The organism is Nocardia takedensis NBRC 100417, assembly GCF_000308695.1.
Classification (GTDB): Bacteria; Actinomycetota; Actinomycetes; order Mycobacteriales; family Mycobacteriaceae; genus Nocardia; species Nocardia takedensis.
On the sequence record NZ_BAGG01000095.1, the window covers coordinates 15870 to 36337 of the forward strand.

The following is a 20468-nucleotide window of genomic DNA, read 5'->3' on the forward strand; positions in this document are numbered from 1 at the left end:
CTGTGAAGTACGTACACCGGTCAGGGCACCCCCTTGTCCGCCGTGTCCGCGCCGCTCACCAGGACATTCGCGGCAAAATGCGGTGCGGCCACGGCACCGTCCGGTACCGTGGCCGCAGGCACTCCCCCGGATCGTCCACCGCGACAGCGTTTCCGCACTTCCGCCCCGAGTTCGACCCCTCGCGGGATACGGACATCGGCATCGCGCGCGCTACTCCGGAAATTCCGCCACGACACGGAATCGTCAGCTAATCATTAGCTATCAACTAGGGCGACGCATTCGCGTGGAGATGCGGCCGCCCACCGCCCGGGCGTCCACTCAGCAAACCGACCGGTGTCTCAGTGAATGATCGGCCAATAGTTCGGGTGTGCGGAGACGGCGACCGCGGTCATGCGCGACAGTGTTCGCGGGACCCGCGCGAAGGCCGGAAACGACCCTACCGGTGTGTAAACAAATATTAAGCGCCCGAGAAGCGGCCGTTTCCAAGAGATCACCGCCAAGGGGGCTCGACCCCGCCTCGGAGACGCATCCGGGCCGGTCAGAGCGTATACAGCCTGGTCGTGGGCTCCGAATCGGCGCGACGCCGCCGAGCGGCGGTGACCACTACGTTGCACCCGCCTCACAACTCACCGGGGGCCCGAGCGCGGTGTGAGCGAATCGTTTTGACCGCCGCCGAGCCCTCCTTAGAGTCGGGGACGACAGCTCGAATCAACTGTTCCTAGGGGGCGTCGTGGTTAACTCACGTACTCGGAATTCGACACCCCGGGAAACGGCGGGCACACCGTCGCCGGACGCCGCCGACGCGTTGCTGCGCTGGGGCAAGTACTTCCAGCGCGGCGAGGTCTCCGCCGACCACCGCAGCCTGCACAAGGTCGGCGGACGCTCGGCCGACGAGTTCTACCGCGACCGCTGGGCCCACGACAAGGTGGTGCGCTCGACGCACGGCGTGAACTGCACCGGTTCGTGCTCGTGGAAGATCTACGTCAAGGACGGCGTGATCACCTGGGAGTCCCAGCAGACCGACTACCCCTCCGTCGGCGCGGACAAGCCGGAATACGAACCGCGCGGTTGCCCTCGCGGCGCCTCGTTCTCCTGGTACACCTACTCTCCCGCCCGGGTCCGCTACCCGTACGTGCGCGGCACGCTGCTCGAGATGTACCGCGAAGCCAAAGAACAGCACAAGGATCCGGTGCTGGCCTGGGCCGCCGTCGTCGAGGACCCGGAGCGGGCGGCGCGCTACAAATCCGCGCGCGGCAAGGGCGGATTCGTGCGGGCGGAGTGGTGGGAGGCCGCCGAGATCGCCGCCGCCGCGCACGTCCACACGATCAAGCGTTACGGCCCCGACCGGGTCGCGGGCTTCTCCCCGATCCCGGCCATGTCGATGGTCAGCCACGCCGCGGGCGCGCGCTTCATCTCCCTGCTCGGCGGTTCGATGCTGTCGTTCTACGACTGGTACGCCGATCTGCCGGTGGCCTCGCCGCAGGTCTTCGGCGACCAGACCGACGTCCCGGAGTCCGCCGACTGGTTCGACGCCGGATACCTGATCATGTGGGGCTCCAACGTCCCGGTCACCCGGACGCCCGACGCGCACTACATGACCGAGGCGCGCTACCGGGGCCAGAAGGTCGTCGTGGTCTCGCCCGACTACGCCGACAACACGAAATTCGCCGACGAATGGGTCGCGGCCCGGCCGGGAACCGATGCGGCGCTGGCCATGTCGATGGGCCACGTGATCCTCAAGGAATTCTTCGTCGAGCGCACCACCTCGCGGTTCCTGGACTACGTGCGCCGCTACACCGACCTGCCCTACCTGGTGTGCCTGGACGATCCGACGGGCTGGGACGCCGAGGGGAACTACCACCACGACGGCGCACTGGCCGGGAAGTTCCTCACCGCCGCCGACCTGGGCCGCACCGTCGAGGGCGCGGCGCACATGCCGGTCCTGCTGGACGAGGCGGGCAACCCGGTGGCGCCCAACGGCTCGCTCGGTCACCGGTTCACCGAATCGGGGACCGGCAAGTGGAATCTCGACCTCGAGGGCGTCACCCCGCTGCTCAGCGTGTACGACGCGCCGGGCAGGGAGACCCTCGCGGTCCGATTGCCGCGCTTCGACACCGACACCGCGGGCGTGGTGGTGCGCGGGGTGCCGACGATCACGGTGGCGGGCAAGCGCGTCACCACCGTCTACGACCTGCTGCTGGCCCAGTACGGGGTGGCCCGCGACGGCCTGCCCGGTGAATGGGCCACCGGCTACGACGACGCGAGCCAGCCCTACACCCCGGCCTGGCAGGAGGCGATCACCAACGTCCCGGCCGCCCAGGCGATCCGCGTCGCGCGCGAATTCGCCGACAACGCCGAACGTTCCGGCGGCCGGTCGATGATCCTGATGGGCGCGGGCACCAACCACTGGTTCCACTCCGACCAGATCTACCGCGCCTTCTTCACCCTGACCCTGCTGACCGGCTGTCAGGGCGTCAACGGCGGCGGCTGGGCCCACTACGTCGGGCAGGAGAAATGCAGGCCCGTGACCGGCTGGGCGACACTGGCTTTCGGCCTGGACTGGCAGCGCCCGCCCCGGCAGATGCAGGGCACGGTGTTCTGGTACCTGACCAACGACCAGTGGCGCTACGACCCCTTCACCTCGCAGTCCTTCGCCTCTCCGCTGGGCAAGGGCGCGTTCCGGGGGCGCACGGCCGCCGACAACATCGCCTTGGCCACCCGCCTGGGCTGGATGCCCAGCTACCCGACCTTCGACCGCAATCCGCTGGATCTGGCCGACGAGGCCGAGGCGGCCGGTGTGCCCGCGGCCGACTACGTGGTCGACAAGCTCAAAGCCGAGGATCTGCGTTTCGCCTGCGAGGACCCCGACGCCCCGGAGAACTTCCCGCGCTGTCTGACGGTGTGGCGGGCCAACCTGCTCGGGTCCTCCGGCAAGGGCAACGAGTACTTCCACAAGCACCTGCTGGGCGCGGACTCCAACGTGCAGACCACCGACGCCACCGGCGTGCGACCGCAGGAACTGGTGTGGCGCGACCAGGCGGCCACCGGAAAGCTGGATCTGCTGCTGTCGCTGGACTTCCGGATGACCAGCACCACCCTGTTCTCCGATATCGTGCTGCCCGCCGCCACCTGGTACGAGAAGCACGACCTGTCCTCGACGGATATGCACCCGTTCGTGCACGCCTTCTCCCCCGCGATCTCCCCGCCGTGGGAGGCCCGCACCGACTTCGAGGCGTTCCACCGGATCGCGCGCGGCGTGGCGTGGATGTCGGAGAAGCATCTGGGCGTGCGCAAGGACATCGTCGCCGTTCCGCTGCAACACGATTCGCCGGACGCGTTGGCCCAGGCGGGCGGGCGCGTGCTGGACTGGAAGGCGGGCGAATGCGAACCCGTCCCCGGCAAGACCATGCCGAAGATCGTCGTGGTGGAACGGGACTACCCGAAGATCGCCGAGAAGATGGCCGCGCTCGGCCCGCTGATCGACACCCTCGGGGTGACCACCAAGGGCGTCACCACCCATCCCGACGCCGAGGTCGAGTACTTGGCGGGCGTCAACGGAACGGTGGTCTCCGGCATCGCGAAGGGCAGACCGTCGCTGGCCCGCGACACCCACGCCGCCGAGGCGATCCTGGCGCTGTCGGGCACCACCAACGGCAGGCTGGCCGTGGAGGGGTTCGAGGCGCTCGAACGGCGCACCGGCACGAAACTGGCCGACCTGGCCGCCGAACACGAAGGTAAACGCATCACCTTCGCCGACACCCAGGCGCGGCCGGTGCCGGTCATCACCTCGCCGGAATGGTCGGGCAGTGAGACCGGCGGCCGCCGGTACTCGCCGTTCACCATCAACACCGAGCGGCTCAAGCCCTGGCACACGCTGACCGGTCGTCAGCACTTCTACCTCGATCACGACTGGATGGCCGAACTCGGCGAACAACTGCCTATCTTCCGCCCGCCGTTGGACATGACCGCGCTGTTCAGCGAACCCGGGATCGGCGAGGTCTCCGACAGCGGCGTCACCGTGCGGTATCTGACCCCGCACTCCAAATGGTCGATCCACTCCGCCTACCAGGACAACCTGCACATGCTGACGCTCTCGCGCGGCGGTCAGTCGATCTGGATGTCGGACAAGGACGCCGCCAAGATCGGTGTGGCCGACAACGACTGGATCGAGGCGATCAACCGCAACGGCATCGTGGTCGCGCGCGCCATCGTCTCGCACCGGATGCCCGAGGGCACGGTGTTCATGTACCACGCCCAGGACCGGGCCGTGGACGTCCCGCGCATCGAGGGCACCGACAAGGTGAACGGCGCGCGCGGCAAACGCGGCGGCATCCACAACGCGCTGACCCGCATCATGATCAAACCCTCCCACCTGATCGGCGGTTACGCGCAGCAGTCCTTCGCGCTGAACTATCACGGGCCGACGGGAAACCAGCGTGACGAGGTCACCACCATTCGTCGCCGCTCGCAGAAAGTCGAGTACTGATATGCGTGTCATGGCACAGCTGGCCATGGTGATGAACCTGGACAAATGCATCGGCTGCCACACCTGCAGCGTCACCTGCAAGCAGGCGTGGACCAACCGCGGCGGCACCGAATACGTCTGGTTCAACAACGTGGAAACCCGCCCGGGACAGGGGTATCCGCGCCAGTACCAGGATCAGGAGAAGTGGAAGGGTGGCTGGACGCTGACCAAGCGCGGCAAGCTGACCCTGAAATCCGGTTCCCGGATGAAGCGGCTGCTGAACATCTTCGCCAACCCGGACCTGCCCACGGTCGAGGACTACTACGAGCCGTGGAGCTACGACTACGACAACCTGCTGTCCGCCCCGCCCTCGGACACCACGCCGGTCGCCCGCCCCAAATCGCTGATCACCGGCGAGGACACGCAGGTCACCTGGGGCGCGAACTGGGACGACGACCTCGGCTCGGGGCCCGAGCAGGTCGGGCGCGACCCGCTGCTGTCGCGGCTGTCCGACCAGGTCAAGCTCGAATTCGAGCAGACCTTCATGTTCTACCTGCCGCGCATCTGCGAGCACTGCCTCAACCCGTCGTGCGCGGCCTCGTGCCCGTCCGGTGCGATCTACAAGCGCGCCGAGGACGGGATCGTGCTGGTCGACCAGGACAAGTGCCGCGGGTGGCGGCAGTGCGTGACCGGGTGCCCGTACAAGAAGATCTACTTCAACCACAAGACGGGCAAAGCGGAGAAGTGCACCTTCTGCTATCCGCGCGTGGAGGTGGGCATCCCGACGGTGTGCTCGGAGACCTGTGTGGGCAGGCTGCGCTACATCGGCGTCATGCTCTACGACGCCGACAAAGTGCAGGAAGCCGCGTCGGTGACCGCACCCGAGGATCTGTACCCGAGCCAACTCGGCGTCTTCCTGAACCCGCACGACCCGAGGGTGATCACCGAGGCCGAGCGGGCCGGCATCTCGCCGGAATGGATTCAGGCGGCGCAGGATTCGCCGGTCTACAAGCTGATCGTGGACTACCAGATCGCGTTGCCGCTGCATCCGGAATACCGGACGATGCCGATGGTCTGGTACGTGCCGCCGCTCTCGCCGGTCGTGGACGTGCTCTCCGAGACCGGGCACGACGGGGAGAACGCGAACAACCTGTTCGGCGCGATCGACGCGCTGCGCATCCCGGTGGAGTATCTGGCCGAACTGTTCACCGCCGGTGACGTGGGGCCCGTGCGCGCCGCGTTGCAGCGGTTGGCGGGAATGCGGTCGTTCATGCGCTCGGTCAACCTCGGCGAGGAACCCGACGCGGCGATCGCGCCGTCGGTGCGGCTCGAGCCCGAGGAGATCGAGGCGATGTACCGGCTGCTCGCGATCGCCAAATACGAACACCGGTATGTGATTCCGACCGGTGCGGGCTCCCAGGCCCACCAACTCGACGCACTGGCCACCGGATGCAGTCTCGACACCGACGGCGGGCCGGGGATGACCGCCTTCGACCAGATGGTCGAGAAGTTCCACTTGACCGACACCAACGAGGCCGCGCCGCAGAAGAAGTCGGGTCGGATCAACCTGCTGAACTGGGACGGCAAGGACACCTCCGGCCTGGTGCCGACCTCGAACGGCAACGGGGCCAACGGGAACAGGGCCAACGGGAACGAGGCCAACGGGAACGGGCACGTCCCCGCGAGCAACGGCAGCAACGGCGCTGTCGCGAACGGCTCGGCGGACCATGCGGGCAACGGCGCCGCGCATGGTCCGTCGACCGAATTCAGCGGCGCGACCGCCAACGGCGCGGGAGGTCGGTCGTGAGCCTGCTGAAGATCCGGCGGCGGCCCGAACCCGAAGTGCGCGTGACCGAACGCGACCGCCGGTTGGTGTGGCGACTGGCCGCCGTCCTGCTGGACTATCCCGGACGCGACACCCTGGCGATGCTCGACCGGCTGACCGAGGCCGCCGCGTCGCTGCCCGAACACCTGCGTCCGGGCCTCGAGACGCTGCTGGCCCACCTGCGCGACACCCCGCCGATCGATCTCGCCGCCGGATACGTGGAGACTTTCGACCTGCGTCGCCGGGCCAGCCTGCACCTGACCTTCTACGCCTACGGCGACACCCGCAAGCGCGGCATGGCGTTGCTGCGCTTCAAACACGCCTACCGGCACGCGGGCGTGGAACTGGGCGACTCCGAATTGCCCGACCACCTCCCGGTGCTGCTGGAATTCGCCGCGACGGTGGACCCGGTCGGCGGCGAGCGACTGCTCGGCGAGCACCTGCCGGTCATCGAGTTGCTGCGATTGTCGTTGAGCGACAGCGGTTCCCCGTACGCGGGGGTGCTCGGCGCGGTGGTCGCCACCATGCCCGCGCTCACCACCGCCGACCGCCGTCGCATCGCCGAACTCGCCGCGCAGGGGCCGCCCGAGGAGGAAGTCGGGCTCGAACCGTTCGCGATGGACCCCACGATGTTCGCCCAGTCGGAAGGCCGACGATGAACTACGCACCGCATCTGCCCACCGAACTGTGGCTGATCCTGCCCTACGTGGCGTTCACCTCGTTCGTGCTCGGCCACGTCTGGCGCTACCGCAACGACCAGTTCGGCTGGACGACGCGGTCCTCGCAGATCTACGAGAGCCGACTGCTGCGCCTGGGCTCACCCCTGTTCCACTTCGGGATGCTCGGCGTCTTCGGCGGGCACGTCCTCGGCGTGCTGATCCCCAGTTCCTGGACGGCGGCCCTCGGCATCTCCGAACACGCCTACCACGTGATCGCGGTCGGCGCGGGGTCGGTGGCCGGTCTCGCGGTGCTGGCGGGCGTCGGCATCCTGCTCTACCGCCGGATCACCGTGCCCGCGGTGCGCAAGGCGACCACCGGCAACGACAAACTCATGTACACGCTGCTGGCGGCCGCGCTGGTCACCGGCCTGCTCAACACCTGGGGCAGCAACCTGCTGTGGGGCACCTACGACTACCGCGAATCGGTCTCGCCGTGGTTCCGCAGCCTGTTCTCGCTGAATCCGGAGCCGGAGTTGATGGTCGACACCCCGTGGACCTTCCAACTGCACGGCCTGGTGGTGCTGACACTGATCGGGCTGTGGCCCTACACCCGCCTGGTACACATGTTCAGCGCGCCGATCGGCTACCTGACCCGGCCCTACATCGTCTACCGGCACAAGCAGTCCGACGCCCCCGACACCCGCCGCTACGCGCGGGCCTGGGATTCCCCGGTGACGCCCGAACGCTGGGGCTGACGCGGTGATCCGTCGCGGGTCGGGGACGGATCACCGCGCGCGGATCACGCGCTCTCGCCCGCCGCCCGCAGCGCGGCGATGTCGAGTTTGCCCATCGACCGCAGCGCCGCGCCCACCGCGCCCGCGCGGGCCGGATCACCCAGGAGTTCGGGCAGCGCCGAGGGGACGACCTGCCAGGACAGGCCCCACGGGTCGGTGAGCCAACCGCATTCGCCGGGCTTGCCGCCGCCTTCGATCAATCCGTCCCAGAGGCGGTCGATCTGCTCCTGGGTGTCGACGCCGACCTGGAGCGAGGCGGCCTCGGTGTGCGGGCGACCGGGGCCGCCGTTCATCAGCGTGACCGAGTGGCCGTCGAGATCGAGGGTGAGGACGAAGGCCGAACCGTCGGGCCCTCGGACGGTGTCGACGATGCGCGAATTCGGGACGAGTTCGACATAGCGTTCGGCGGCCTGCTCGGCCTCGGTGTCGAACCACAGGAAAGTCGTGACGGACATGATCTGCTCCCTCGGAGTCGGTGTGCTGTCCTGGTCGGTCGGAACCGCACACCGGTTCTCGACACATCTCCCGAACTATTCTCAACCCGCGCTGTCGCAGGCGGGCGCGGGAGCGTCGCGGAACAGGGGGTCGCCCAGCGGCGGCGCGTAGATCACGTCCAGGACCAGCGGTTCGGTCCCGAGATTGCGGCCGATGTGGACGTTCCACGCGCCCGCCGGTTCGTAGAGGAATTCCCCGGCCTGATACACCTCGGCCGCGCAGTCCGGGCCGGGGTGGGTCAGCACGCCCGAGCGGACGAACCCGATGACCGGTCCGTCGTGGTAGTGCCAGCCCGTCGAACCGCCCGGGGCGACGGTGATCTCGCGCGCCACGAAATCGGTGCCGCGCAGGAACGGCACCAGCCGGTCGGGAACGCTCACCTGCCCCAGCGTGACGGCGGTGATGTCGGTTCCCGGCGTGGCCTGCGCGGGCCACGCCGCGCACGACAGCGCGACAACCGCGCAGGCGACCAGCGTGCGCGCGCGCACGCTCACACGCCCAGCGCCGCGGCGAACACCGGCCAGGAGCGGTGCACGTCGTCCTGCCAGTACGGCCAAGCGTGCGTCCCGGCGGCGCGCAGGTCGAGCGCGGCCGGGATGCCGAGGGCGGCCAACCGGTCCACCAGCGGACGGGTGCAGCCGCCGACCACCGTCTCCATCAGGCCGCCGACCGCGACCCGGTCCAGCAGCGCGCCGGGATTCCCGCCGATGCCGGGAGCGCCCAACGTGTCGTAGGGGCCGGGCAGGCCGTTGCCCGCCGAGATGTAGAGCGCGACACCGCGCAGGCGCTCGGCCTGCACCACCGGGTCGTTGGCCACCCACGCCGGATTGTTCGGCGCGCCCCACATGTTCGCCGCGTTCGCGCCGAACACCGCGAGTTGGGAGTGCACCAGCAGTTGCGCCATCGGGTCGCTGGTGCGCGCGCACCCGCTGTAGGCGCCCGCCGCCCGGTACAGCCCGGGGGCGGCGATCGCCAGGTTCAGCGCGGAGGTCGCCGACATCGACAGTCCCGCCACGGCGTTGGCGCCGGTCATGGCGAAACGCTCGTCCAGCAGCGGCGGCAGTTCGCGGGTGAGGAAGGTGGTCCACTTGTTGCGGCCCAACACCGGGTCGTCGGCGAGCCAGTCGGTGTAGAAGCTGGCGCGCCCGCCCATCGGCACGACGACGTTCACCGGTTTGTCGGCGAAGAACTCCTCGACGTCGGTGCGCCGCGGCCACGGACCGCCGGTCTCGCCGCCGTCGACCGCGTTGAGCAGATACAGCGCGGGCGCGCCGGGACCGGCGTGCGACATCCACAGGGTGATGGTGCGGTTCATCGCCGCCGAGAACACGTCGACCTCGAGTTGGCGACCCCCCAGCGACCGCACGTCGAGGATCGCCGAGCCCGGATCGGCGCTCGCGCGCGGAGCGCCGGACAGCGCGGCGAGTACGGAGACGACGGCGACGAGACAGCTCACGAGCCGGTGCATGGGTCAAGTCTGCCCCAGCGCCCGCTCGGAGCCGCCGTTACGCCGTGTTTCGGGTATTCACCCGGCGTGTTCTGACCCGGTCACCGCACCCGATCGGCAACCGAGGCGCGTGCGGCGGCCCGGTAGCGGTCGGCCAGCAGTCGGACCACCGCCGGATGCACGCCGATCGGTTCGGCGACGCCGTCGGCGCCCGCCTTGTGCAACCGCTGCTGGAACAGACCGTGCGCGAGCAGATAGGAGGCGACGAAGACCCGACGCGCACCCGCGGCCCGCAGGTCGGCGACGACCTCCGGCACACGGGGCGCGCCCGTGGCGACGTAGCCGATGCGCACCGGCGCGCCGAGGTGGTCGGCGAGCAGGCCCGCGGCCCGCCGCACGTCCGCGCGCGCCCTGGCGTCCGAGGACCCCGCGGCGGCGAAGACGATCGCGTCACCGGGACGCCATCCGGCCGCCCGCAGGCGCATGCCCATGATCCGCGCCAACGCGGGATCGGGCCCCATGGCGGGGGTGACGGCGACGGCCGGGTGGCCGCTCTCGCCGACCTCGCGCGGCACGTCCTGGTAGACGTGGTAGCCCGAGGCGAGGAAGGCCGGAACGACCACGGCGGGAACGGTGTCCGCCGGATCGTCGGCCGCCAGATCGCGCAGGACCTCGGCGGGCGAGGGCCCCAGGACGTCGACGAAGGCCGTGCGCACCGCGGGCGGCGCGCAATCGGCTGCCCTGGTACGCGATTCGCTCGCGACGGCGTCGGCGAGGGCGGCGATCATCTCGACCCCCTTGGTGCTCCTGGTTCCGTGCGCGACGAGCACCAGGGCGGGCGTGGTCGTGGTCATCTCACCAACTCCCCATCGGTTGGGCGTAGCGCGGAGCCCGCACGGGCGCGCCGATACCGGGCAGCGGCGGCCGCGGCACGTCCGGCGCCGGGAAATCGTCGGCGCAGTCGACGGCGTCCAGGGCCAGCCGGTAGCCGCGCTTGACGACGGTCTGGATCGCCTTGGGCGTGCCGAGACCCGCGCGCAGTCGCGCGATGGCCGTCTCCACGGCGTGGGTGTCCTCGCCGCCGCCGGGCAGCGCCGCCAGCAGGTCCTCGCGGGAGACCACCCGTCCGGGCTGACGCGCCAGCGACCGCATCAACGCCATCGGCGCGGGGGCGAGTTGGCGGACGACGCCGTCCACCACCACGCATCCACCGCGCACGCTGATCTGATGTCCGGCCGCCTGGATCCGGTTGGCGCGCCGGGGCAGTTCCTCGGCGACGTGGCGGGCCAGCGCGCCCAGCCGGGCCCGGCCCGGCATGGAGGTCGGCACGCCCAGCTCCTCGAGCGGCGCGGCGGTGATGGGGCCGACGCAGGCGGGCAGCACCCGACCGCGCAGCGCGTGCAGGACGCCTTCGAGCAGTCCGGTCTCCTTGGCGCGCATCAACATCGAAGCCACCGCGGGTGCGCTGGTGAAGGTCACGCAGTCCAGACTCGCGGTGACGATCGCTTCGATCATCTGGTCCATCGGTCCCTGATCGGCGGGCGGGATCCACCGGTAGACCGGTACCGCGACCACGTCGGCGCCCGCGCAGCGCAGCACCTCGCAGAAGTCCGGCACAGGCTCCCATTCGGTTGTCGCGCCGTGCAATTGGACCGCGATGCGGACACCTTCGACGCCTTCGGCGAGCAGGTGGTCGAGCACCTCCGCGGAGGATTCGGAGGCGGGCGACCACTCCTCGCGCAGTTCGGCGGCGCGGATGGCGCCCTTGGCCTTGGGGCCGCGGGCCAGCATCCGGTTGGCCGCCAAGGTGTCGCGCAGGTCTTCGGCCAGGCCCCAGCCCTCGGCGGCCTCCATCCAGCCGCGGAAGCCGATCCCGGTGGTGGCGACCGTGATCTGGGGCGGTTCGGCGACCAGCGTGCGGGTCACCCGTTCCAGTTCGTTGTCGTCGGCCAGCGGGATGATGCGGATGGCCGGGGCCGAGACCACGCTCGCACCCCGGCGGGTCAGCAGGGTCGCGAATTCATCGGCGCGCCGGGCGGCGGTGATGCCGACCGTGAAGCCCGCGAGAGAGGCGCTCGCGTCGATTGTCGTCATGGGGTTCATCCATCCGAGGAGTCGAGCCCGGACTGCGTCGGCTCGTTGGATACCGAAACGATGCCGTCGTCCACACGCACCGCGTACACCGGCAGCGCTGCCGACTCATCGTCCAGGCAACGCCCGTCCAGCAACGAGAACGCCTGCTTCAGCAGCGGCGACTGGACGACGGGGACGCCGCCGCGGTCACCGATGATCCCGCGCGACATCACTGCCGCGCGTCCGAAAGGATCGATGTTACCGACAGCGGCGACGGTGCCGTCGGCGAGCAGGAACAGGGCGGCCTGACGGCCACCTTTCAGCAACACCGCGACGCCGCGGCCGGGGATCAGATAGTCGAGACGGCACGCCTGGGTCCAACCGGTGGCCGTGCCTCGTGAAATGCCGGGTGTATCGATAACGGTCATCGGGGTTCCTCCTCCGAACGCCACACCTATTGGTACCGGCGTCCTGTTTCCACGCTGTTAAGCGGTCATTTCCCGTGCGTGGCCGTGACGGAACCCACGCTGATCGGCACTTCGGGCAGACCCAGCAGCACCGGCACCTTGCGCTCGCCGCTGTCGTCGAACGAGATGGTCGGATCGCTCTGGTCGGGAGCGTTGACGAAGGAGACGAACCGCGAGAGCTTCTCCTCGTCGTCGAGCACCGCGGCCCACTCGTCGCGGTAGCCCTCGACGTGCTTGGCCATCGCCGACTCGAGTTCCTCGGCGATGCCGAGGCTGTCCTCGCACACGACCGCCTTGAGGTAGTCCATGCCGCCCTCGAGGGCCTCCTGCCACGGCGCGGTGCGCTGCAACCGGTCCGCGGTGCGGATGTAGAACATCAGGTAGCGGTCGATGTACTTGATCAGCGTCTCGTCGTCGAGCTCACCGGCCAGCAGCACCGCGTGCTTGGGAACCAGACCGCCGTTGCCGCCGACGTAGAGGTTCCAGCCGTTCTCGGTCGCGATGACGCCGACGTCCTTGCCCCTGGCCTCGGCGCATTCGCGGGCGCACCCCGACACCGCCAGCTTCAGCTTGTGCGGGGACCGCAGGCCGCGGTAGCGCTTCTCCAGCAGCACGGCCATGCCGACCGAGTCCTGCTGGCCGTAGCGGCACCAAGTGGACCCGACGCAGCTCTTGACCGTGCGCAGCGACTTGCCGTACGCGTGCCCGGACTCCATGCCCGCGTCGACCAGCCGCTTCCAGATCAGCGGCAACTGTTCCACCCGCGCCCCGAACAGGTCGATGCGCTGACCGCCGGTCACCTTGACGTAGAGGCCGAACTCCTTGGCGACCTCGCCGATGGTGATCAGCTGCTCGGCGGTGACCTCGCCGCCGGGCATCCGCGGCACCACCGAGTAGGTGCCGTTCTTCTGCAGGTTGGCCAGGAAGTGGTCGTTGGTGTCCTGCAACGCGGCCTGTTCGCCGTCGAGGATGTGCTCGCTCGAGGTGGAGGCCAGGATGGAGGCGACCGTCGGCTTGCAGATGTCGCAGCCGCTGCCCTTGCCGTGCTTGGCGATCAGCCCCGAGAAGGTGCGGATGCCGGTGACCTGGACGATCTGGAACAGCTCCGCGCGCGACTGCTCGAAGTGCTCGCACAGCGCCTTGGACATCTCCACGCCGGACTGCTCGAGCAGTTTCTTGAGCATCGGCACGCAGCCGCCGCAGGAGGTGCCCGCGGTGGTGCAGCCCTTGATCGCGGCCACATCGCAGGCGCCCTCGGCGATCGCGCCGCAGATCGAGCCCTTGCTGACGTTGTTGCACGAGCAGATCTGCGCGTCGTCGGGCAGGGCGTCGGCGCCCAGTTCGGCGCCCGCGGGCGAGATCAGCGCGGCCGGTTCGGCGGGCAGCGGACGCCCGACCAGCGGGCGCAGCGCCGAATAGGCGGTGGCGTCGCCGACCAGGATGCCGCCGAGCAGGATCTTCGCGTCGTCGGAGACGACCAGCTTGGCGTAGGTGCCCTTGGCCGCGTCGTGCAGCACCACCGACAGCGCGCCCTCGGTGGTGGCGTGCGCGTCACCGAAGCTGGCGACGTCGACGCCGAGCAGCTTGAGCTTGGTGGACATGTCCGCGCCGGGGAATTCGCCGGAGCCGCCGAGCAGGCGGTCCGCGACGATCTCGGCGGTGCTGTAGCCCGGGGCGACCAGGCCGTAGCAGACGCCCTCGACGGCGGCGCATTCGCCGATCGCCCAGATGTCCGGGTCGGAGGTCTGCAACCCCAGGTCGGTGATGATGCCGCCGCGCGGCCCGACCTCGAGACCCGAGGTCCTGGCGATCTCGTCGCGCGGACGGACGCCCGCCGAGAACACCACCAGCGACGCGTCGATCTGCGACTCGTCGGACAGGGTCAGTTTCAGCCCGCCCTCGACCTGCTCGATCGAGGTGGTGCCGACCCCGGTGTGCACGTTCAGTCCCAGATCGGTGACCAGACGTTCCAGGATCGCGCCGCCGCCCGCGTCGACCTGGGCGGGCATCAGCCGGTCGTTGTACTCGACCACGTGCGGGGTCATCCCGAGCAGACGCAGCGCGTTGGCCGCCTCCAGACCGAGCAGACCGCCGCCGATCACCACACCGTGCGCGCCGGGTCCGGCGGCCTCGGCCGTGGCACGGATGCCGTCCAGATCGTCGATCGTGCGGTAGACGAAACATTCGGGCAGGTCGTGACCGGGCACCGGCGGCACGAACGCGTAGGAGCCGGTGGCCAGCACCAACGCGTCGTAGCCGATGGTGTCGCCTTCGGAGGTGGTGACCTTGCGCGCCTGGCGGTCGATGGCCAGACCGCTCTGGCCCAGGCGCAGCTCCACCAGGTCGTCGCCGGCGTATTCGTTGCCGGGCAGCGCCAGCGCGGCGGCGTCCCAGGCGCCGACGTAGGCCGACAGGCCGACGCGGTCGTAGGCGGGCCGCCGCTCCTCGCTGAGCACGACGATCTGCCACTGGCCCGCCTCGTCGCGCGAACGCAGCGCTTCGACGAAGCGGTGACCGACCATGCCGTGTCCGATGACCACCACGGTCTTGCGAGCGGTCGTGTCGAGGGTCGTCGGGTCGACGGTGGGGTTCATGGATGACCTCCGGAGATGGCGAGTGTCAGGCGTGCGCCGACGAGGTGGTGGACGTTGCGCGACTCCGGCCGGAGTGCGCGAGACCTTCGGCCGCGCGGACGAACGTCTCGGCCTCGACCACGACATCGGAGTCGGAGGGCGCCGCCGCGGTGGGACGACGCAGGAACACCGCCCAGGTCACCGCGACGCACACGACGTAGAAGGCCATGAAGACCCAGAACGCGGTGGTGGCGGAGCTGGTGTTGGCGTAGGAGGAGCGCAGGACCAGGTTGATCCCGACGCCGCCGAGCGCGCCGATCGCGCCGACGAAGCCGATGAGCGCGCCGGAGGTGTTCTGCGACCAGGCGGCCCGCTCGGCCGCAGAGCCGTCCAGGCTCTTGGACTTGGCGTCGAACACCGACGGGATGATCTTGGTGACCGAGCCGTTGCCGATGCCGGAGAGCACGAACAGCGCGATGAAACCGATCACCAGCGCGGTCATCGCGCCGCCGCTGGGCACGCCGCCGTTGCTGTCGCCCAGGGTGCTGGCCACCGCCACGAGCACGGCCGCCGCGGTCATCGCCCCGAACACGTACATGCTGACCCGGCTGCCGCCGATGCGGTCGGCCCACTTGCCGCCGTAGGGGCGGGCCAGCGACCCGAGCAGCGGGCCGATGAAGGCGATCTGCGCGGCGTGCAGCGCGGCCTGCGCGGCGGTGTCGCCACCGGCCTTGAAGCTGATCTGCAGCACCTGGCCGAAGGCGAAGCTGTAGCCGATGAACGAACCGAAGGTGCCGATGTAGAGGAACGCGATCGCCCAGGACTGCGGCACCTCGAGCGCGGTGATCATGTAGGACAGGTCGGCCTTCTGGTTGCGCAGGTTGTCCATGTAGAGCGCCGCGCCGACACCGGCCAACGCGATCAGCACCAGGTAGACCGCGCAGATCAGCGAGGCGTAGTCGTTGCCCAGGGTCGCGATGACCAGCAGGCCGATCAACTGGATGACCGGGACGCCGATGTTGCCGCCGCCCGCGTTCAGGCCCAGCGCCCATCCCTTGAGCCGCTGCGGGTAGAAGGCGTTGATATTGGTCATCGAGGAGGCGAAGTTGCCGCCGCCGAGACCCGCGAACGCGGCCACGACCAGGAACGTCGTGTACGAGGTGCCGGGCTGGTTGATGAAGTACAGCGTCAGCAGCGTCGGGACCAGCAGCATCAGCGCGCTGAAGATGGTCCAGTTGCGGCCGCCGAAACGGGCGGTGGCCACGGTGTACGGGATTCGCAGGATCGCACCGACCAGCGTCGGCACGGCCACGAGGAAGAACTTGCCCGCGGGGTCGATCCCGAACTCGTCGGTGGGCATGAACAGCACCATGACCGACCAGATGGACCAGACGGAGAATCCGACGTGCTCGGCGAAGACCGACCAGATCAGGTTGCGCCGGGCGACGTTCTTGCCACCGGCCTCCCATGCCTGGACATCCTCGGCATCCCAGTGCTCGATGTTGCGGTTACGCGTCAGCGTGCTCAACAAGGGCCTCCCAAAATCGGTTGGCCCCAACGGTAGGTAACGGGTATTGCCGTAATGCTGCGCGAAATGTCGCTTGAATCAACGGTTGCTCACGTACACCGTCAAGTGGAGGTGAGTTCGCGACGAATGTTTCAGCGGTGTGACACAACGGTTTCCGCCGGTGACGAACAACCCGCTCAAGCGCAGGTCAGCGCGTGAGGTGTGACGCGCGCAACCTCATTCGACAACAATGGACGGTCGCGCACCGGCCCGCAACTCGGGCGGTGAGGTCTCGGACGCTCAGACCCAGCTGTCCTCGAGCAGGCGCGGCTTGCACGCCTGCCACGCGCCCGCCAACAGCACCAGCACCGCGACCGAGAGCATCGCGAACGGCGCGACCCACCCGTGGGTCGCGGTGTGCAGCGTGCCGAAGAGCAGCGGCCCGAGGCAGGCGACCGCGTAGCCGACGCCTTGGGTGAAGCCCGACAGCGACGCCGACCCGCGGGCGGTGCGGGTGCGCAGATTGATCAACGTCAGCGCCATCGGGAAGGTGCTCGGACCCAGGCCCAGCACGATCACCCACAGCACCGGCGCGCTCATCGGCGCGACCAGCAGTCCCGCGAACCCGGTGAAGAAGCAGGCCGCGAAGACCAGCACCACCGGGAAGGGGTTGCGCAGCCGGGCCACGATGGTCGGCGCGCTGAGCGCCGAGACCAGCCCGACCAGCGCGAACAGGCCCACCATGGTGCCGCCGAAGGCATCGCTCGCACCGGCTTCGGCCAGGATCGCGGGCAGCCAGGCGAAGATCGCGTAGGTGATCAGCGAGGTCATGCCGAACATGGCCGCCATCCCCCAGGCCACCGGGGAACGCCACACCTTCCCGACGGCCGGACCGGAGGTCGCGGGCAGTTCGGTGGTGTCGAGCACGTCGCGACCGCGGCGGGCGCGCAGCACGCCCAGCCAGGGAAGCGCGGCGGCGAAGCCGAGCAGCGCCCACAGGCCGATCGAGATCCGCCACCCGTGCGCCTGCGCCACCGGCACGGCGGTCAGCGCGGGCACGACCGTGCCCAGTTGAACCATGGTGATGTAGAGCGAGCTGATGACCGCGACCCGATCCGGGAAATAGCGCTTGACCAGCGGCGGGATCACCACGTTGCCGATGCCCATCCCGGCCAGCGCCAGCGCGGAGAACACCAGCAACCCCGCGGTGCCACCCGCCACGGCGCGGGTGAGCATGCCCGCGCCCGCCATCAACATGGCCACGAACACGGTGCGTTCCAGACCGAAGCGGCCCACCAGCAGCGGTGTCAGCAGCCCCGAAACCGCGAACATCGCGGTGGGGATCATGCCGAAGACGCCGACGATCGCCGTCGAATAGCCGATGTCGGCGCCGATCCGCTCGGCCAGCGGGCTGAACGCCGTCACCGCGACGCGCAACGTCAGCGCCGACATCACGATGGCCAGCAGTACCAGCAACCGACCCTCGCCGAGGGCGCGCGGGAAGCGCGCGGGAGTGGTCGTGGTCTGCCGGGCCGTGGTGTCGGAGAGGGTTGCTGTCACCGAGAAATCATAGGATGACCGGATGTTATGAGGCAAGGTGATGTGATGGGCGGTACTCTGTTCCGGTGCAACCAGTCCGGCGTACCAGTCTCATCGCTCAGGTCACCGAGCAGTTGCGTGCCGAAATCCGTTCCGGCCGTTGGGTCATCGGCTCACGCATCCCCACCGAACCCGAGCTCACCGAACTCACCGGCACCGGCCGCAACACCGTGCGCGAAGCCGTCCAGGCCCTCGTCCACGCCGGCATGTTGGAACGACGCCAGGGCTCGGGCACCTATGTGATCGCCGCCTCCGAAGTCGGCGGCACCCTCGCCAAGTACTTCGCCGACGCCGAGGAACGCGACGTCCTCGAACTGCGCCAAGCCCTCGACACCACCGCCGCCGCCCTGGCCGCGCGCCGCCGCGACGACACCGACATCGCCACCCTGCACCGCCTGCTCGCCGAACGCGGCGAACACAGCTGGGGCGAACACAACTCCGCGGCCATCGCCGCCGACGTCGCCCTGCACCGCGCGATCGTCGTCGCCAGCCACAACGCGATCTACCTCGAGTTCTACGATTCGCTGCTGCCCACCATCGAACAGGTCATCCGCTCGCGCACCGCCCGCTCCGACGACTCCTACGACATCGAACACAGCGACCTCGTCCGAGCCGTCGTCGACGGCGACCCCGACCGCGCCGCCCAAGCAGCGCGCTGCTTCCTCGGCTCACTCATCGCCGAATATCCTGAACCGCGGTAACGACATTCGGCCCGCGCGTCGGGCGGGTAACCAAGACGTCACCACGCGCCGCAGGCCGATGTGAGTCGGATTTGCCGGCGACGCAACGAAACGCCATCGGGGTGCAACACCGGGCTTCTACCTTTGTTCCCGAACCGCAGTGAGGCAATCGAGAGGAAGCCGATGACTGCCACAGCACCCCCCGTGGACGCACAGCCAGGGGCGAACGAATTCACCCACCACAGCCGCGGCCGCTGGCTCGAGAAATGGGAACCCGACAACACCGAATTCTGGGAATCCGGCGGCAAACTCACCGCACGCAAGAATCTGATTTTCTCGGTGTTCGCCGAGAATCTCGGATTCAGCGTGTGGGTCATCTGGGGCACCGTCGTCACCAGCATGGGACTGGCAGGCTTCGAATTCCTCGAAGGACTCGGCAAGGGAAATCCGACCGCCGTCAGCAACGCACTGCTGCTCACCTCGACCCCCACCCTGGTCGGCGCCGCGCTGCGCATTCCCTACACATTCGCCATCCCCAAATTCGGCGGCCGCGCCTTCACCGCGTTCAGCGCCGCCATGCTGCTCATCCCCACCCTCGGACTGGCCTACTTCGTCAACCAGCCCGGCACCCCCATGTGGGTGTTCATGGCGCTGGCCGCGCTCGCGGGCTTCGGCGGCGGCAACTTCTCCTCCTCGATGGCCAACATCTCCTTCTTCTTCCCCGAAGGCAAGAAGGGCGCGGCCCTGGGCATCAACGCCGCGGGCGGCAACCTCGGCGTCGCCCAGACCCAGTTGGTCCTGCCGCTGCTGATCACCCTCGGCACCCACCTCACCGCCAAGGACCCCGCGGGCTACCGCTTCGGCATCACCCTGTCGGTCCTGGTCTGGGTACCGTTCATCCTGGTCGCCGCCTTCGGCGCGCTGCGCTACATGGACAGCATCGCCACCGCGAAATCCGACGGCAAATCCTACAAACGGGCGCTCACCAACCGCCACACCTGGATCATGTCGTTCCTCTACATCGGCACCTTCGGGTCGTTCATCGGCTTCTCCTTCGCCTTCCCGACCCTGATCAAGGCCAACTTCCCGAACCTGGCGAGCATCGGCTGGATCACCACCCTGGGCAACCTCGCCTTCCTCGGCGCGCTCGTCGGCTCCTTCAGCCGTCCCTTCGGCGGGTGGGTCTCCGACCGGGTCGGCGGCGCCAAGATCACCGTCTTCGTCTTCGGCGGCATGTCCGTCGCGGTCGCGCTGATCATGGCCGGTCTCGAGACCAAGAGCTTCCCGCTGTACCTGGCCGCCTTCCTGGTGCTGTTCGTGCTGACCGGCATCGGCAACGGTTCCACCTACCGGATGATCCCCTCGATCTTCAACGCCGAAGCCAAGAAATACGCCTCCGAACACGGCATGGACCTCACCGAGGCCGCCGCCTCGGCGCGCAGGCAAGCCGGCGCCGCGATCGGCGTCATCGGCGCGATCGGCGCCTCCGGCGGCTACCTGCTCCAACAGGCACTGCGCCTGTCCAACATCAATTTCGGCAGCATGACTCCCGCCTTCTGGGCCTACGCCGCCGCCTTCCTCGTCATGGCAGGCGTCACCTGGTTCTTCTATCTGCGTTCGAGTTTCGCCGTCGGACGCATCGCCTCCCTCGCCCACGCGAAGGTCTGACAATTCCCCTTTACGGTGCACAGGCCGTCTCGGATTCATCCGGGGCGGCCTGTCCCGTCGGCGCCCCCAATTGTGCGATGTCACCATCGTCGTCCTCGAATATTCACCGTGACCGCGCATTTCCGAATCCCGCGGGCAGTGTCGTTCGGACGGACGACAATTCGATCCGATCGGCCCGTCCTGCCTCTACGCTGGAATGGACGCACGACAGCGGCG

The 20468-nt window shown here is 69.0% G+C and carries 15 protein-coding genes; 6 read left to right on the plus strand and 9 right to left on the minus strand.

All coding sequences use genetic code 11. The features are described from left to right. Positions 1-730: 730 nt before the first annotated feature. From ON30_RS20855 to narI, 4 genes are read left to right on the plus strand one after another with little or no spacing between them, the layout of a single operon-like run. Positions 731-4486: a nitrate reductase subunit alpha gene (locus ON30_RS20855; protein WP_040709383.1), complete on the plus strand. Its 3756-nt coding sequence runs from the start codon at positions 731-733 to the stop codon at positions 4484-4486. Between the two features lies 1 nt (position 4487). Continuing rightward, complete coding sequence (gene narH / locus ON30_RS20860; protein ID WP_051029661.1) at positions 4488-6272, plus strand: nitrate reductase subunit beta; 1785 nt, start codon at positions 4488-4490, stop codon at positions 6270-6272. Continuing rightward, entirely contained in the window at positions 6269-6949 is a 681-nt protein-coding gene (narJ, locus tag ON30_RS20865; protein ID WP_040709384.1) for a nitrate reductase molybdenum cofactor assembly chaperone, read from the plus strand. Before narH ends, narJ begins: the two co-directional genes overlap by 4 nt. Then, a complete protein-coding gene (narI, locus tag ON30_RS20870; RefSeq protein WP_040709385.1) occupies positions 6946-7704 on the plus strand; it encodes a respiratory nitrate reductase subunit gamma in 759 nt (252 codons plus the stop codon). Before narJ ends, narI begins: the two co-directional genes overlap by 4 nt. Before the next feature lie 44 nt (positions 7705-7748). On the opposite strand, the gene ON30_RS20875 is transcribed toward narI, so the two are convergent. The 9 genes from ON30_RS20875 to ON30_RS20915 all read right to left on the minus strand — a co-directional run bounded on the left by ON30_RS20875 (position 7749) and on the right by ON30_RS20915 (position 17865). Then, positions 7749-8198, minus strand: coding sequence for a VOC family protein (locus tag ON30_RS20875; RefSeq protein ID WP_040709386.1), 450 nt, complete (start codon positions 8196-8198; stop codon positions 7749-7751). A gap of 81 nt (positions 8199-8279) precedes the next feature. Next, positions 8280-8732 carry a cupin domain-containing protein gene (locus tag ON30_RS20880; protein ID WP_040709387.1) on the minus strand — a complete coding sequence of 151 codons (453 nt, stop codon included), beginning with the start codon at positions 8730-8732 and terminating at the stop codon, positions 8280-8282. After that, entirely contained in the window at positions 8729-9706 is a 978-nt protein-coding gene (locus ON30_RS20885; protein WP_040709388.1) for an alpha/beta hydrolase, read from the minus strand. The genes ON30_RS20880 and ON30_RS20885 overlap by 4 nt, the downstream gene beginning before the upstream one ends. A gap of 80 nt (positions 9707-9786) precedes the next feature. Further along, on the minus strand, positions 9787-10539 hold the full coding sequence (locus ON30_RS20890; RefSeq protein WP_040709389.1) for a sirohydrochlorin chelatase: 753 nt from the start codon (positions 10537-10539) through the stop codon (positions 9787-9789). A gap of 1 nt (position 10540) precedes the next feature. Continuing rightward, the gene (locus ON30_RS20895) at positions 10541-11779 is read right to left on the minus strand and encodes a uroporphyrinogen-III synthase (protein ID WP_040709391.1); all 1239 of its coding nucleotides are present in this window, start codon (positions 11777-11779) and stop codon (positions 10541-10543) included. A gap of 5 nt (positions 11780-11784) precedes the next feature. Then, positions 11785-12186, minus strand: a complete 402-nt coding sequence (gene nirD / locus ON30_RS20900) for a nitrite reductase small subunit NirD (protein WP_040709392.1) — start codon at positions 12184-12186, stop codon at positions 11785-11787. Between the two features lie 65 nt (positions 12187-12251). Next, the gene (gene nirB, locus ON30_RS20905) at positions 12252-14819 is read right to left on the minus strand and encodes a nitrite reductase large subunit NirB (RefSeq protein WP_051029666.1); all 2568 of its coding nucleotides are present in this window, start codon (positions 14817-14819) and stop codon (positions 12252-12254) included. 25 nt (positions 14820-14844) lie between these two features. Continuing rightward, a complete protein-coding gene (locus ON30_RS20910) occupies positions 14845-16329 on the minus strand; it encodes a nitrate/nitrite transporter (RefSeq protein ID WP_040709393.1) in 1485 nt (494 codons plus the stop codon). Between the two features lie 276 nt (positions 16330-16605). Next, positions 16606-17865 carry a CynX/NimT family MFS transporter gene (locus ON30_RS20915; protein ID WP_373282597.1) on the minus strand — a complete coding sequence of 420 codons (1260 nt, stop codon included), beginning with the start codon at positions 17863-17865 and terminating at the stop codon, positions 16606-16608. Between the two features lie 65 nt (positions 17866-17930). Here ON30_RS20915 and ON30_RS20920 point away from each other — a divergent pair, with 65 nt between their 5' ends. Both ON30_RS20920 and ON30_RS20925 read left to right on the plus strand, forming a co-directional pair. Further along, on the plus strand, positions 17931-18605 hold the full coding sequence (locus ON30_RS20920; RefSeq protein WP_040709394.1) for a FadR/GntR family transcriptional regulator: 675 nt from the start codon (positions 17931-17933) through the stop codon (positions 18603-18605). Between the two features lie 162 nt (positions 18606-18767). Further along, complete coding sequence (locus ON30_RS20925) at positions 18768-20252, plus strand: MFS transporter (RefSeq protein ID WP_040709397.1); 1485 nt, start codon at positions 18768-18770, stop codon at positions 20250-20252. Positions 20253-20468: the final 216 nt, after the last annotated feature.